The 14040-nt window shown below is 57.6% G+C and carries 14 protein-coding genes and 1 tRNA gene; 6 read left to right on the top strand and 9 right to left on the bottom strand.

The window, feature by feature from the left end; translation table 11 throughout:
- Positions 1-149: 149 nt before the first annotated feature.
- Positions 150-413 carry a hypothetical protein gene (locus U5G49_RS17860; protein WP_018068984.1) on the bottom strand — a complete coding sequence of 88 codons (264 nt, stop codon included), beginning with the start codon at positions 411-413 and terminating at the stop codon, positions 150-152.
- A 163-nt stretch (positions 414-576) separates the two neighbouring features.
- On the opposite strand from U5G49_RS17860, the gene U5G49_RS17855 reads away from it, so the two are divergent.
- The 3 genes from U5G49_RS17855 to U5G49_RS17845 all read left to right on the top strand — a co-directional run bounded on the left by U5G49_RS17855 (position 577) and on the right by U5G49_RS17845 (position 4590).
- Positions 577-2730, top strand: a complete 2154-nt coding sequence (locus tag U5G49_RS17855) for a putative bifunctional diguanylate cyclase/phosphodiesterase (protein ID WP_193444251.1) — start codon at positions 577-579, stop codon at positions 2728-2730.
- Between the two features lie 448 nt (positions 2731-3178).
- Positions 3179-4378, top strand: a complete 1200-nt coding sequence (gene mnmA, locus U5G49_RS17850; protein WP_047622668.1) for a tRNA 2-thiouridine(34) synthase MnmA — start codon at positions 3179-3181, stop codon at positions 4376-4378.
- A 135-nt stretch (positions 4379-4513) separates the two neighbouring features.
- Positions 4514-4590, top strand: a tRNA-Met gene (locus U5G49_RS17845).
- Between the two features lie 311 nt (positions 4591-4901).
- Here the strand turns inward: U5G49_RS17845 and U5G49_RS17840 are convergent.
- Positions 4902-5462 carry a GrlR family regulatory protein gene (locus U5G49_RS17840; RefSeq protein ID WP_170961413.1) on the bottom strand — a complete coding sequence of 187 codons (561 nt, stop codon included), beginning with the start codon at positions 5460-5462 and terminating at the stop codon, positions 4902-4904.
- Between the two features lie 166 nt (positions 5463-5628).
- Between U5G49_RS17840 and U5G49_RS17835 the strand changes: the two genes are divergently transcribed.
- Positions 5629-5976, top strand: a complete 348-nt coding sequence (locus U5G49_RS17835) for a hypothetical protein (RefSeq protein ID WP_193444250.1) — start codon at positions 5629-5631, stop codon at positions 5974-5976.
- Between the two features lie 15 nt (positions 5977-5991).
- Here U5G49_RS17835 and U5G49_RS17830 read toward each other — a convergent pair whose 3' ends face one another.
- A complete protein-coding gene (locus U5G49_RS17830) occupies positions 5992-6309 on the bottom strand; it encodes a sunset domain-containing protein (protein ID WP_193444249.1) in 318 nt (105 codons plus the stop codon).
- A 189-nt stretch (positions 6310-6498) separates the two neighbouring features.
- Between U5G49_RS17830 and U5G49_RS17825 the strand changes: the two genes are divergently transcribed.
- Complete coding sequence (locus U5G49_RS17825; RefSeq protein WP_193444248.1) at positions 6499-8406, top strand: ATP-dependent nuclease; 1908 nt, start codon at positions 6499-6501, stop codon at positions 8404-8406.
- Positions 8407-8524: 118 nt separating this feature from the next.
- Here U5G49_RS17825 and U5G49_RS17820 read toward each other — a convergent pair whose 3' ends face one another.
- From U5G49_RS17820 to U5G49_RS17795, 6 genes are all read right to left on the bottom strand, one after another.
- On the bottom strand, positions 8525-8704 hold the full coding sequence (locus tag U5G49_RS17820; RefSeq protein WP_193444247.1) for a hypothetical protein: 180 nt from the start codon (positions 8702-8704) through the stop codon (positions 8525-8527).
- A gap of 68 nt (positions 8705-8772) precedes the next feature.
- A complete protein-coding gene (locus tag U5G49_RS17815) occupies positions 8773-10755 on the bottom strand; it encodes a head maturation protease, ClpP-related (protein ID WP_193444246.1) in 1983 nt (660 codons plus the stop codon).
- Positions 10756-10810: 55 nt separating this feature from the next.
- On the bottom strand, positions 10811-11245 hold the full coding sequence (locus U5G49_RS17810) for a hypothetical protein (RefSeq protein ID WP_193444245.1): 435 nt from the start codon (positions 11243-11245) through the stop codon (positions 10811-10813).
- 228 nt (positions 11246-11473) lie between these two features.
- Complete coding sequence (locus tag U5G49_RS17805; protein ID WP_193444244.1) at positions 11474-12061, bottom strand: hypothetical protein; 588 nt, start codon at positions 12059-12061, stop codon at positions 11474-11476.
- Complete coding sequence (locus U5G49_RS17800) at positions 12006-12803, bottom strand: helix-turn-helix domain-containing protein (protein WP_193444243.1); 798 nt, start codon at positions 12801-12803, stop codon at positions 12006-12008. Before U5G49_RS17800 ends, U5G49_RS17805 begins: the two co-directional genes overlap by 56 nt.
- A gap of 184 nt (positions 12804-12987) precedes the next feature.
- Positions 12988-13182 (bottom strand): hypothetical protein, encoded by a 195-nt coding sequence (locus tag U5G49_RS17795; protein ID WP_096769850.1) that lies wholly within the window; start codon positions 13180-13182, stop codon positions 12988-12990.
- A 146-nt stretch (positions 13183-13328) separates the two neighbouring features.
- On the opposite strand from U5G49_RS17795, the gene U5G49_RS17790 reads away from it, so the two are divergent.
- Positions 13329-14039: a DUF2256 domain-containing protein gene (locus U5G49_RS17790; RefSeq protein ID WP_193444242.1), complete on the top strand. Its 711-nt coding sequence runs from the start codon at positions 13329-13331 to the stop codon at positions 14037-14039.
- Position 14040 lies beyond the last annotated feature (1 nt).

The following is a 14040-nucleotide window of genomic DNA, read 5'->3' as shown; positions in this document are numbered from 1 at the left end:
TCCCGAGGAAATGAAAAACCCGGCGCTGGAAACGGCGCCGGGTTTTTTCGTGTCAGGAACCGATGAATCTTAAAGCGCGTCGCGCTTTAAATCTTTTTTTGATGCATGTCGTGGTCCCAAAACCGATGCACACTTTTGGGCGACATGCATTAGTGGTGCCGGCGTTTCCGGCGGAGGATTTTGCCGAAACGGGCGACATCGTCTTCAGCCTTCGTGCGGTGAAGGAAGGCGAGCCTGCTGCCGTCGAGGCCCTGAAAGAATTCGTCCCAGGAAATCTCTTCCGGTTCCGAGGAAAAATCGACGCGGACGGTTTCGCTGTCCGGTGCGTTCTTGATTCGGGCGGGATGGCCTCCGCGCGCCTCGATCCAATGTCTGATTCTGCTGTAATCCGTCGTCGTGCCGAACCTGCCCATGAAACCCTCCTCAGCATTTCGAATGCGACATCGATCACCCGCAACGCACGATCGACGGAATTGTTCCAGGACGCCAAAATTATTTTATCGAGAGCCGAGATCGTGACAGCAGGCCGCCGCTTTGCACATTCTGAAGGCGGAAGCCTAAAGTTTAACCCTAAGTATGATTCTGATTTTATTTAACTTTTCTCGGTATATCCCTGGCATCGGCATCAACCGCACGCGAATTTCCATGGCCCCCTTGCAGAAGACCGAGCAGACCGAAGCATTAAACGACGACTTCCGGTCATTGTTTGCAACGCATCCGTCGCCGATGTGGGTCTATGATCCGGCATCGCTGCGCTTTCTTATCGTCAACGAGGCGGCGGCAGCACTTTACGGCTACGGCGCGGACGAATACCGGCGCATGACGGTTCTGGATATCCGCCCTGAGCATGAGCGGGAACGGATGGTCGACGCCGTCAGCGGCCGTACCGACATGGAAAAGGCGGAGCGTTGGGTTCACCTCAAGGCGAGCGGCGAGACCTTCGAAGTGCTGACCTATGGCCGAGAAGTGCGTTTCGAGGGCCGATCGGCAATCCTGGCGATCGTGCAGGACCGCACCGAGGTCAATGCCGCCAGACGCCAGATCAGCGATACGCGCTCGCTTCTCGACAGCATCGTCGACAACCTCCCGGTCGGCGTCTTCGTCAAGGACATGGAAGCGGACGGGCTTTACGTTCTCTTCAACGAGGCCTGCGGCGACATTGTGGGCATGAGGGCGGAGCACGTGGTCGGCCGAACCGACCGGGCGCTGTTTCCCCCCAGTCAGACAGACGCCTTCCGCGAGCAGGATCGCCGGGCCTTCGAAGCCAATACGGCGATCAGCTTCGAGGAGAGCATGCTGCGCGCAGATGGTGTGCCGCGCCTCCTGCGCACCGTCAAGCGCGCCCTGCCGACGCCGGAGGGCCAAGCGCCGCGTTATCTGCTCGGCATCTCGCAGGACGTGACGGAGGAGCGCGCCGTCGAGGCAAAGCTTGCCCATCTCGCCATGCATGATCCGCTCACCGGCCTGCCGAACCGGGCGGCATTTTCCAAGCACATCAACCGGCGGGCGGTCGAGGCGACCGCCGACAGCCCGATCGCATTGCTTTATATCGACGTCGATCACTTCAAGCATATCAACGACAGCAAGGGACATGCCGCCGGCGACGCGCTGCTTTGCCAAGTATCGGAGCGGCTGCTGCAGCTGGCGGAGGAGGGCGATCTCGTCGCCCGCCTCGGCGGCGACGAATTCGCCGTCGTACTGGAGCTCGACGAGCCGGAGCGGGCCGGGCGTTTTGCGCAACGGCTGCTCAAGGCGCTGAGCCGTGCCTTCGATCTCGACGGCGCCCGGGAGCATGTCACCTGCAGCATCGGCATCGCCTTGGCACCGGATCATGCCGGCGACGCGGACGTGCTGATGCGGCATGCGGATCTGGCGCTCTATGCCGCCAAGGAGAGCGGGCGGTCGACCTATCGCTTCTACGAGGCGGAGATGCGGCTTGCCGCCGAGCGCCGGCACGTGATGACCGCCGAACTGTGGGAGGCGCTGGAGAAGCGCCAGTTCGAACTGCACTACCAGCCGATCGTGCAGCTCGATAATGACGGCATCGGCGGCTTCGAGGCGCTGATCCGCTGGCGCCATCCCAAGCGTGGGCTGGTGGCGCCGATGGAATTCATTCCGCTCGCCGAGGAGACCGGCCTCATCGTGCCGATCGGCGACTGGGTGATCCGGGAAGCCTGCCGCGCGGCCGCCGGCTGGCCCGCGCATCTGAGGATCGCCGTTAATCTCTCCGTCAGCCAGTTTCGGCATGTGAGCCTGCTTTCGACCGTGGTCGCGGCGCTCGACGAGACGGGCCTCAATGCCGACCGGCTTGAAATCGAAATCACCGAGTCCGTATTCCTGACCGATGCCGACCAAAGCCTGCCGCGGCTGCGCGCATTGAAGGAGCTCGGTGTTCGCATCGCCATCGACGATTTCGGCACCGGTTATTCGTCGCTGAGCTATCTCAGGTCCTTCCCCTTCGACAAGATCAAGCTCGACCGTAGCTTCGTTTCGGGCATTGAGACGGATGCCGGCAATCTCGCCATCGTGCGCGCCGTCGTCGGCATCGGTTCCGGCTTCAACGCGACGACGCTGGCCGAAGGGATCGAGACGGAAGAGCAGTTGCAGAAGCTGCGCGCTGAAGGTTTCAGTGAGGTGCAGGGTTATCTGCTCGGCCGGCCGATGCCGCAGCACGAGGCAGAGGCGCTGATCCACGGCCGCGCTCTGAAGACGGCTTCGTCACGCAGTTAGAGTCGTTTAAGCGACAGCTGGGAGTGGCGTCCGGGGAAATGCGTGCCGCCGGATGCCATCAAGCATTCGTCATTTTGAGAAAGGTGGGCGAAGCCGCATAATTGTCGTGGGCTGAAAGGAGGATGTTTATGAAACGCTTTTCATTCTCGATGATCGGACTGGCGCTCGTAACCGCCATCATCGCCAATCCGGGCATTGCATTCGCCTGCAACAAGCTGATCGGCACCTGAGCCGCACCCCCCGCTTCCAAGGCGCGGTTTTGGCTGCGCCTTCTCTTTACGCGGGAATGCGAAATATCGGTGCCCGAAGGCTGCCCCTTGCGCCCAAGGACAATCCTTTCTATATCGGTGCCTCATCGAGAGACGGCGGCCGATCCCGCCGGAGATCAGCAATCCGCCGCAATTGCAGCGCAAGGGCGGATCGTGACCGCGCAGAATTGGCACCATCGTTGAACACACTGGATTTTGACAAGAAGCCGGAAGAGACCCGTGTCGTCGTCGCCATGTCGGGCGGCGTCGATTCATCCGTTGTCGCTGGCCTTCTCAAACAGCAGGGTTACGACGTGCTCGGCATTACGCTGCAGCTTTACGATCATGGCGCCGCTGTTCACCGCGCCGGCTCCTGCTGCGCCGGCCAGGATATCGACGATGCGCGCCGCGTTTGCGAAACACTCGGCATCCCGCATTACGTGCTCGATTATGAAAAGCGATTTCGCGAGACCGTGATCAACCCCTTCGCCGAAAGCTACGTGGCGGGCGAAACGCCGATCCCTTGCGTTTCCTGCAACCAGACCGTCAAATTCGCCGATCTTCTGGCGACCGCCAAGGAGCTCGGTGCCGATGCACTGGCGACCGGCCACTATATCCGCTCGGGACCGAACCCTTCGCCCGAAAATCCCGGCCGCCGCGCGCTTTTCCGCCCTGCCGATGCCGACCGCGACCAGAGCTATTTCCTCTTCGCCACGACGCAGGAACAGATCGATTATCTCCGCTTTCCCCTGGGCGGCCTGCCGAAGGCCGAGACCCGCAGGCTCGCCGAAGAGATGGGCCTCGTCGTTGCCAAGAAGGCCGACAGCCAGGACATCTGCTTCGTGCCGCAGGGCAAATATTCGGACGTCATCACCAAGCTGAAGCCGAATGCGGCGCTCGCCGGCGAGATCGTCCATCTCGACGGCCGCGTGCTCGGCACCCATGAGGGCATTCTGCACTTCACGATCGGCCAGCGCCGCGGCATCGGCATCGCCACCGGCGAGCCGCTCTACGTCGTCTTTCTCGACGCCCGCTCGCGCCGCGTCATCGTCGGACCGAAGGAGGCGCTGGAAACGCACCGCGTCTACCTGCGCGACGTCAACTGGCTGGGCGACGAGACGCTTGCGGAAGCCGCCTCCGGCAAGGGCTTTGCCTGCTACGCCAAGGTCCGCTCGACACGGGCGCCGGCACCCGCCGTGCTGCATGTCGATGCAACGGGCACCTATGTCGATCTGACGGTCGGCGAGGCGGGCATCGCGCCCGGCCAGGCCTGCGCGCTTTATTCCGCCCCCGGCGACAACGCCCGCGTCTTCGGCGGCGGTTTTATCGAACGCTCGGAGCGCGAACCTTCGGCGGAAGCTTGCCTGAAGGCTCTCTTGGCCAGCCCGGTCGCCGCCTGAAACCCATAGATAACGACGGCCGGCAAAGCCCACCGTTTTTCTCGATCATGCGCTTGACACAAAGCCGAAGCGCACCTTATAAGCCGCTCATCCCACGAACCGGCATCGCTTCGCGAGCGGGTATCGTTGACCAGTGGCGGAGTAGCTCAGTAGGTCAGAGCAGAGGAATCATAATCCTTGTGTCGGGGGTTCAAATCCCTCCTCCGCTACCAGTCAATTCCAAAAGAAATCAATGGATTATGAGCCAGATCGCTCTCGCTAATGGCTGGTATTATGTCCTGCGACCTACGCCAAATTTCCTTTTATTTTCAACGGTCGCAATCTCATGGCGGCGGCTCCGCGCGACATGAATGCGACATGGAGTGTGTAGCCGGAGGCGCGCGGAGCTCCCGTGATTTTCATCAACCTCTGGGAAAATCTCTGTGTCAGCATCGGCGCAGCGCACTCGACGTAAGATATTGATCCATAAAATAAATACAAAGAGGCGGCCTTGGCCGCCTCTTCTTCGTCGATCGCCCGTGTCTTATTCCGGCAGCGAACGCATGTAGGTGTATTTCGCCTTGGCCGGACCAAGGTTCGTCTGCGCGTCAATGTAACCAACGTCGAGGCTCGGGTTCATCGTCGCCTTGACGTCGACATTCCAACTGAAGGGCTGGGCAGGACCGAGCACGCTCTCACTGCCGGCAGGCATCTGCACCGTGAGCTCAATTTCGGCGCTCTTTGTGATCGGGTTCATCGTGTACGAACCATCCCATTTGCCATGGCCGATGTCAGATCCGTAAACGCGCCCATTGTCAAAAATCAAAACACCGTAACCGGAGCCATTACGGCCGGCAAACTCAAGCTGATAGAGACCATCTTTCATCGTCAATTTTTCCACTTCGGATTTTTGTATTTCGAGCTCCTGTTGGGAGGGCGAGAGCTTCGAAAAGAGGTTGATGTATGCTTCGGCTGGACCAGGAATGCTTCGCTCGCCGGTAAGCCACATGCTGATAGCGCGCGGTGTTACGTCTAGGAGTTTCGACAGAGAGGCTGCCGAGAGGCCAAGGGCGGACATCGCATTTTTTAGCTCGTTCTGATTCATGAGAACATTGTGCCATCGGACGAACATTGCGTCAAGGCGGTATCAAAATATGCCATGCACAGGATGCGACCCGACTAGATGTAGGGTCCCGAATTTTTTCTCCGATCAGATTTGACGATGGGACCAGAAGAGCGCTACCCAACTGTGACAACTGGGAGGTTTTTCGATGAGCAAAAAGGCCCTTGGCCAACGGGGATCATGGTTTGCCACAGTCGATGGGATAGCGCTGCCATGCGTGCATAATCATTGGCTGAAATGGCCCCACTACCACGATCCGTTTGATCCAGTAGAGAATGGTCCGAGCCTCGCCAAAATTCATAAATACGTCCAGGCAATTCAACATGAGAAAAAGGTGATTCTCACCAACGACACCGTTCACCGCGACGCACAAGGGATGCTGTCGGGATTCACACGAGAAGGCTATGTCGCAATGTTCGAGGTTGACGACGTCACTTTCGATCCGGGCATTGGACTTAAGTTCAGGATCACCAGCAAGTTGTCCGATCTGCAATAACGGTGAGAATAAGCCTCAGGATTTCGATTTCCGCCAGCCGGCCGCCCAAGCTTCAAATTCCGAGCAGAACCACCGTTCTCCATACCGGGGGCTGATCTTCGTCTCTGCGTAGCGTCGCTGCCCCGGCACATGGAAGATGCGCTCGCCGGTGGCGATGCTGACGTTGCCCTTGATCTTGCATGATTGTCCCGAGCCGCCTGAAGCGCTCCATGAGGCCAGCAAGTCGCTCGCGGTCCAGCCGCCGGCTCCACCAAACGCGAGCGCGCCGATGACCAAACCCGGCGCCCCGAACAGCACCGATTTCTTCTGCGGATTGCGATAACCCGGACGCATGCCCCCCATCTCCGCCATTTCGCCGAGATCGTAACCGCGTTAGCGCACGGCGGACATTTATCAAAAAGGGGTATTACTCCCATTGGATGCACTATATTCACAGGACAAATCGATGCATCCTAAGAAGATGCTTCCGTGACTGTGATTGCGCGCTAAACTGGTGGTACAATCGATTCGGCTCAGGGCGCCATGCGGAAGAATCCAAATCTCATCAACAGCGTAGAAGTAAAGTATTTTCGCTCCATCAACACACAGAAAATTCGTGAATGTAAGCCTGTAAATATAATTACAGGAAGTAATGATGTAGGAAAATCAAATTTACTTCGAGCTTTGAATCTTTTCTTCAATGAAAAAAACGAACATGGCGACGATATTGTTTTTCGAGAGGAGTTTTCCCATTCTCGTTTAGACGCTGTTCGGAGAGAATCTATTAAAGGTAAGCAGTTTATACAAATTGAAATTGAATTTAATTGTCAAGAATCATTTCAGAAAACTCTGCCGCCTCGCTTTAAAGTGCGGAAGACTTGGTTCAGGGATAGTAAGAGTCCGAACTTCACCCATGACCTCGAACGTTATATTGCATCCGGAAGTCTGCAAACGACGAAGAATAAGGCAGAAGGAAGCCTTCAACGTTTCCTAAACTCTATCGTTTTCACTTACCTGCCAGCCATTAAGGATAGGGGTATTTTTCAATCTGTACTATCGGAGCTTCAGAGTGTTCTGTTTGAACGAAGTGAAACGTCAGGCGATAATTTCATTGAAGATATCGAGAGATTCAGTAACGAGTTGGAAAATCAAGCGCAGGAGCTTCGCCAAGCGTTCGAAGAAATAACAGGCGTAGACGCGAGAATATCCCTCCCGTCAACCTACGCCGATCTGTTCCGTGCATTTAATATCAAGACGGCTGGTCCATTCGAAGAGTCGGTCGCATTGGACAACAGAGGAGATGGTGTCCGGGTACGATTTCTCCCTGCTATTCTGAATTACATAGCAGAACGTTCTACAAAGGTGCACGTCTGGGGGATTGAAGAGCCCGAAAATTCGATGGAATACAAACGAGCGTTCGAACTTGCGGACACTATGGCTAAATCATACTGCAAGAACGCCCAGATTTTTCTGACCACGCATTCACCTGCGTTTATAGACGTCAATCGCGAAGGCCAGTCGATCTACATGGCACAGCGGAAGGGCCATGATACCGAATTTCTGCATTTGAACAGTGCGCGACGAAATCGCCTCGTCATCGAAGATCCGTATATGCTCGTGGCAGACGAACTCGGTCACATCAAACTGATGAACGAGCTTCACGACAAACTACAAGAGCGCATCTTAGTGGCGGAAAAAGCCGCCGCGAGTCTTGCCGCCACGATGGCTGAGGTTGAGGCCGTCAAAATTCCCGTCTTGTTGACCGAAGGGAAGACAGACGTATTAGTTCTCAAGGAGGCATGGAGAAAACTTAGGGGGACTGCGCTGCCGTTCGCGATCAAATCTTGTAATGTATTGAGTGAAACGGAAAAGAACGATGCTGCTGGCGCTGCACAACTCGCCATCTGCCTGCGATCAATTATGGCAGATAGTCACAGCGTAGTAGTCGGTCTTTTTGATCGCGACGATGAGGGCCAGAAATGTTGGGGTCTTGACGCTAATTTCGCTAAGCAAAACCTCTTCTCAGACGTCAAAGCTTCGAAGAACGGCAAGGCATACGCGATATTACTGCCTGTTCCTGATAGTGAACCGGATCTTGCTAACAGCAGCCACCACTGCCTAGAATTTATGTTTCCGATCGCTGCATTGAACACGAAGAAGGATGGGCGCGGACTGACACTAAAAGGACTTCCTCTTGTCACCAAGTGCGGCAGCAAGATCGTCTCGTCTGTTGAGGGGACAGAGATATGGCAGATGACCATTGTCGACGGGAAGAAGGTTTTTGCCGAAGAGATCGTGCCGACTTTGGAAACAGCCCACTTCAAGGAGTTTGAAAAAATCTTCGGCCTCATCGAAGGAATCATCGCCGCGATTCCTAAACAGCAACCAGATGGGTCAGCCGTGGCTGAGGAAGATGGAACAGAAACCGCCTCTCTAGATATAGTCGCCTAAAAGCCCTCTGTTTGGTCGGCGACTTTAAAGCCGAGGTTGACCAATCGCCGGTTTGAGGCCGGACGATCCGCGCCGAATCTTCCTCGTCGCTTAGGCACATCGGCGAGCGTTGGTTCAGTCACTGACGACGATCTGGAAGGGCCTCAATCCTCATCGGCCGGCCGTAGATCCGGCTCGCCTCCTCGGTTGCCAGGGCGAGAGCCGTTTCCAGCGTGATCCCTAAGCGGGCGCAAAGTTCGTCAATCGATATGCTTTTGCCTTGCGCCCGCTCCACGGCGATCTTTGCAGCTTCGGCCATAATCTGCTCGTCGGTCAGATGCGAGTAATGTTCCGACATGTCCGGTCCTCACGGTTGATCCGCCCTTCTTATTCGCCCTCGTTGAGATAGGCGCCGCGCCAGCCAGTGATGCCGCAGCCGAAATCCAGGATCGCCCGGAATTCGGTTCCCAGCGTGTTCCAGCCTTCGCGTGTTTCCAGTTTCGGCTGCTGGACACCGTTAAGGTAAGCAATCTCAAGGATCGGCGCCTGGTCAGGAGATGCGAAGAGCCGCCAGGCGTCTTCCTCAAGGCGAGGCTCGACCAGCAGAGAAAGCTTCCCGGAGAATGGGTTCACTTCTTCGGTTGCCGAGGGCGTGGTCGCCGCGATGATTTGCTCAGCCGTCGTTTCGTTGCCGCTGCCGACGATGAGGAACTGCGGCTTCAGCGAGAGCGGCGTTTCGTTGTCGAGCCCCTTCTGGTCGCGCAGCGCCTTGCGGCCAGCACTGACGCTGCTGATCGTCAGCCCCGACCCGGCAACCGCTTTGTTTCCTCGCGCATTTGCGAAGAGCGTAATGCCGTCATCGAGCAGCGGCCCGAGGCCGTCATTGTCGAGCAGAAGATCGGCGATCAAATCCGCCTCCGTCTGCGCGGCGGCTTGACCAAATGCCCGAAGCGTATCGGAGAAGGCGTCAAGATCATCGTTGATCAGGGCTTCGCGCGAGATACCGAACATCTTCGCATAGGTTTTGACGCGATAGGTTTCTTTCGCCTCCGAACGCGTGCCGTAGGTAATTTCGGCGCCTTCAAGCACCTCTTCCAGCTTTGGCATTTCCGACATGCGGCCGATGGTCATAGCCTTGAAATTTGCGGCGTTGCGGATACGCGCCAATTGCTTCAGCGGCGTCTCGGCGGCCCGATAGGCGTCGAGCAGGAAACGGTTCGCGGCGTTGCCGGTGACGAACGGAAAATCCGACGTGCTGTGCGTCGCCCCGCTGCTCATTATCTGTGTCGCAAGCCGGTTGCGATTTCTCGAAATGATCCGCTCGCCGCGCGCCTCCAACAGAGCGGCCCCCATGTCGAGTAGGCTACGGCCCTGCCAATCCGAGGCGCGGCCCTGGGCAGGCTTGCCAGCGATCCGGGCATAGAGCGCGTCCTCGATATCGCGGGCGACCATCACTGAGAAGTCGCTGTGCGCATTGGGATTGTGCGACACGCGCCCGCCCATCGGATCTTGATCGGCAAGATGATTGATAACCATCGTCTGCGCTTTGGCGAAGTCGCCTTTCGTGTCGAGCACGATTTTGTTTGCCTCGGCAAGCGTCATCTTCGCGGTGGTGCAGAGCTGGTAGATGCGGGAATTGACGTCTTGCAAATTGGCGGTCGCCTGGTCGTCTGCCGGAGCCACGTTCGGTTCGGTCATGATCGCTTCCTTTCGTTTATGCGGAGCGGACGCAACCGCCACCATGGGAAGACCCATTGCCTTCCGTTCTGTTGCCATCCTCTTCAGACGATCCGGCGCTTTGGCGTACGTGCGATAATCGAAGGCCGCATCAGCCATCGGCGCGGTCGTCGCATGTTCGGAAACCGAGGTGGCGAAGCCGTTGGCAAGCGCGTCCTGCGGCGCCATCCAGGTTTCATCCTTCATCATCTGGCGGATTTCTCTTTCGGAAAGGCCGGTGCGCTCCGCATAGACTTGCGCAAACACGCCGGTCATCGTGTCGAGCACGCCGGCCGTGCGCCGGTGATCGTCGGCCGGGCCGAGGGTCATTCCCGACGGCTCATGGACCATCAACAGGGTGCCGAGCGGCATTTCGATTTCGTCGCCAGCCATGGCGATCAACGAAGCGGCAGACGCGGCGATCGCGTCGATCTTGACGATTACCCTACCGTCGTGACGCTTCAGAGCGTTGTGGATCGCCGAGCCCTCCATGGCGATGCCGCCGCCGGAGTTGAGACGCACGACGATATCGCCGGAAAGCTGCGCCAAAGCCTCGATCACTTGCGAGCTGGTGAAGCCGCTTTCATCCCAAAAATCCATGAAGCCAACCGGCCCGTAAAGCATCAGCTCGTCGTCTACGATCAGTTTTGACATGCTGGCCTCAATTCGTTTGCATCAGGATTTCCCGAAAGCGTGGTCACGAAAAGCCTTAACTCGTGACCAAGATTTTCCTGATCCGCTGGGCTGAAAGCGCGTGATCGACGCGGGTCAAGATGAGCCAGAGCGCCGCATGCAGGTCGCTGGCTTTGTATGGACATGTTTCTTTCTGCCAATCGGCGCGCCAGGCGGAAGCCTCATAGCGTCGGAGGGCTACCGCCAGCTCGTCGGCCTGCTGCTTCGGTTTCAGGGCGGGGAAGAATTTCTCTACGGCTTCCCGAATGGCGGCGTTGCGTGCCTCGACCCGCGACACCGTGCGCCAACCGCGTTTTCCACGTGGTATTTTCAGGTCGAGCGCTGCGGCGACGTCGGTTGTTTCGCCCGACACGAACCGGTTAAGGCGGGTCGCCACCTTGCGCGCCCAGGGCTCCTGCAGCCGGTCTAGGTGCTCCACTACGTCGATGAGGTCCTTTAACGGGGTCGACATGTCATCTCCTAACAACAATCATCATGATAGTGCGTAGTTTAGCGGTGACGCATATAGTCAAATCGTCTGCGCTGCCGCCCTTCCCGCTTTCACCTTCCGGCCGGGAAGAACCTAAGCCCCCGACCCATGACCGCCCGCCTCGGCCTATTCGAGCGCGCGGCTCGACGTCGTTCTGCTTCGACTCGATCCGGTTTAACTGCTCGACTGTGTCGAGTGGATTATCCGCCATTATTGATCGGCCCCTTTGGCATTCGTCCGCCCCAACGCATCGCTATGCCGACGGTCGTGCCGCGAAATGAAATCGGAAACCGCGTCGGCCGGTGTCCGTTGCGCTCGTTGGTCTTTGTCGGCGAACAGCGTCTGATCGATGGAAGCGCTTGTTGACTTCACGGCTGCCGCTGCCTTCTCGGCGTTTCGCTTGGCGTGCCATTTGGCGACGGCGTTCGGATCGCCTTTCGGCGCCGGCAGGGCGCGCGACTTGCTATGCTCGTCCCACTTGTAGCGGCGCGCTGCCTCGGCCTCGCGCCGTCGAGCCTCCACATGCGGGATCATGATCCTGTCTATCTCGCGTCTCAATTCGGGCGGGCTGGGCATAAAACTGTGAGCGAGTGAACCCTGCAAAATCGAGCGCGTCGCCTGCGCCAGGCCCCAACGTGAAACGCCCTCAAGCGCCACTTCATAGGCTCCGAGCATGAGCTGCATGTCGACCGGCTGCCTCCCCGGCAGCGCATTTGCCAAAACGCGCAGGGCATCCACGCGGTCAGCGTGAGTTGCCGGGTGGAATACGAGATCTGAACCCAGGCTCGGCTTCTCCATAGCCATCTCCTCCGTGCTGATGTGCTCGTTCGGACTGGCCTTTGAGGAAGGCCGCGAAGTCCGGTTCTTTCGACGTCCGCTGAGCATGGCCGTTTCCGCGCCGCTCCTGCCGCCACTTCAGTTCCCTGATGAGCCAGGTGCGCCAGGTTGCAGGCCAGCTAATCCGTCGACCGGCCGCACCGGGCTTTGATCGCCAGTAGTTGCAAAAAGCTTCGGCCTCCAAACGGCCCTCGTCGGCCGTAAATCCGAGTTGCAGAGCTTCGGAAAGGTCAGGTTGGAAATGATCGGGAAGGCGGCAGCCCTGCTCGTGCGTCGGCGCGCGCTTGCGCGACCCTCTCCCAGTTCCTTCATGTTCCCTTTCCAGTTCCTTATAGTGGGGAGCACCAGGTGCCGCTTTAGGGGTGCACGACGTGCCGGTTTGACCGGCGCTGGTACCGGTTAAATACCGTTCCGGGGTTTTGTTATCCGGCACCGCGTGCCGGTTAAAATCGCCCGAAAGCTGATAACTATTTCCCGCCTTACCGCCACCCTCGACCCGGATTAGACCTGCCTGCTTTAGCTTGGTCAGCGCCTTGCGAACCGCGCGTTCCGAGTAGTCGGTCTCTAGGCAGATCGTCGCAACCTTAGGGTTGCATTGCCCGCTCTTGGCGTTGTGGTGCTCGGCAAGGGCGACCAAAACATTCTTGGCGACCGGATCACCGAGAGGCTGTCTGCGTGCCCATTGGACGGCGTCGTGACTCATGGCGCACCACCGGCGATGCGATTAGCAAGATCGAGCCGTTGCCGTTCAAATGCAGGAATGTGAGGCATGGGCCATACTCCTATGGCCACCTTGCTTGCGAGTGCGGAAAGGACGTCTATATTAGGAATTGCACACTCAATCCCAAGCCGCTGCCGTAGCTCGCAAAAAGCCGGTGGCGGTTTTTTTAGGCAGGCTGCTCGCCCGCAAAGTACATACGCAGCTTCGCTTTTGAGGCGACCCATCGACCGCAGACTTTCACGGCTGGCAGCTCGCCCCGTTCCAGCAGATGGTAGGTCGACCGCTCATTGCGACCGATTTCCGCGGCGATTTCGCCTGCGCCCCACAGCAAATCGTCTTTCAATTCCATCTCAGTTTGCATCGATACAATCCTCTTGAAGGAGCGCTAAGGGAAGTCGTTTTGTCCGTTAGTTATGAAAAATACCGTAACGCAAGAAACAAGCTTGCGTCACGTGTGTTTTTTTCATATTTGTAACTTTTTGAAAAGAGCGTAACAGGGAAGTGGCGATGATACCGATCCGCTTAAACTGGCAGCGGCACACGGACGGCTTTCAGCTTCGAGATTTTAGACAGTCGAATGGTTTGACAGTAAAAATCGCGGAACCACGAAGCAGACGGACAGATGCGCTTCTTCATGAAGCAATCAATCTGGAAGACCCAATCGTGTTGCGCCTCGTCAACTGCGAGACGGACGCGGACTACATCACTTTCTTGAACCGTTTCGGCGCCCTGGAACAAAAGGACATCAGCACGAGCGACGAGATCATAGGTGACCTTGAGTACACACTTGGGAGCTTCGACAAGCCGAGATCGGGTGGCGCGGTCGCAAATGTTATCATCTTAAACGTGCTTAGAGATCGCGCCCTATCTCTGGAAGGGCTTATCAAAGAAACCTTGTGGACCGGACGCGTTGACACCGCCTATAGGGTGCGTTTCCTCAACGAGCTAATGGATCACGCAGAAGTAGTCGTGCACCCCCACTTCGTGCATGCCGCAGACAAAATGCGGTTTGTGCTGCAGGCTGCCACATTGTTTGATTTTATGGTGATGGAAGTCACAGCTGCCCATGAGGCGGAGGCGGTTGCCACATCCTGTGAGCACTGCCGCAGAATTTTTCTAACCGGCTCGCTCACCGGCCGCCGATCCCATGCCAAATATTGCTCCGATCGCTGCCGTGTCGCGGCAATGCGGGCGCGCAACGCGGCCAAAGAGGGCTGAT

It is taken from the genome of Rhizobium indigoferae, from assembly GCF_034554815.1.
GTDB lineage: Bacteria > Pseudomonadota > Alphaproteobacteria > Rhizobiales > Rhizobiaceae > Rhizobium > Rhizobium leguminosarum.
This window is presented reverse-complemented; position numbering and strand designations above follow the sequence as displayed.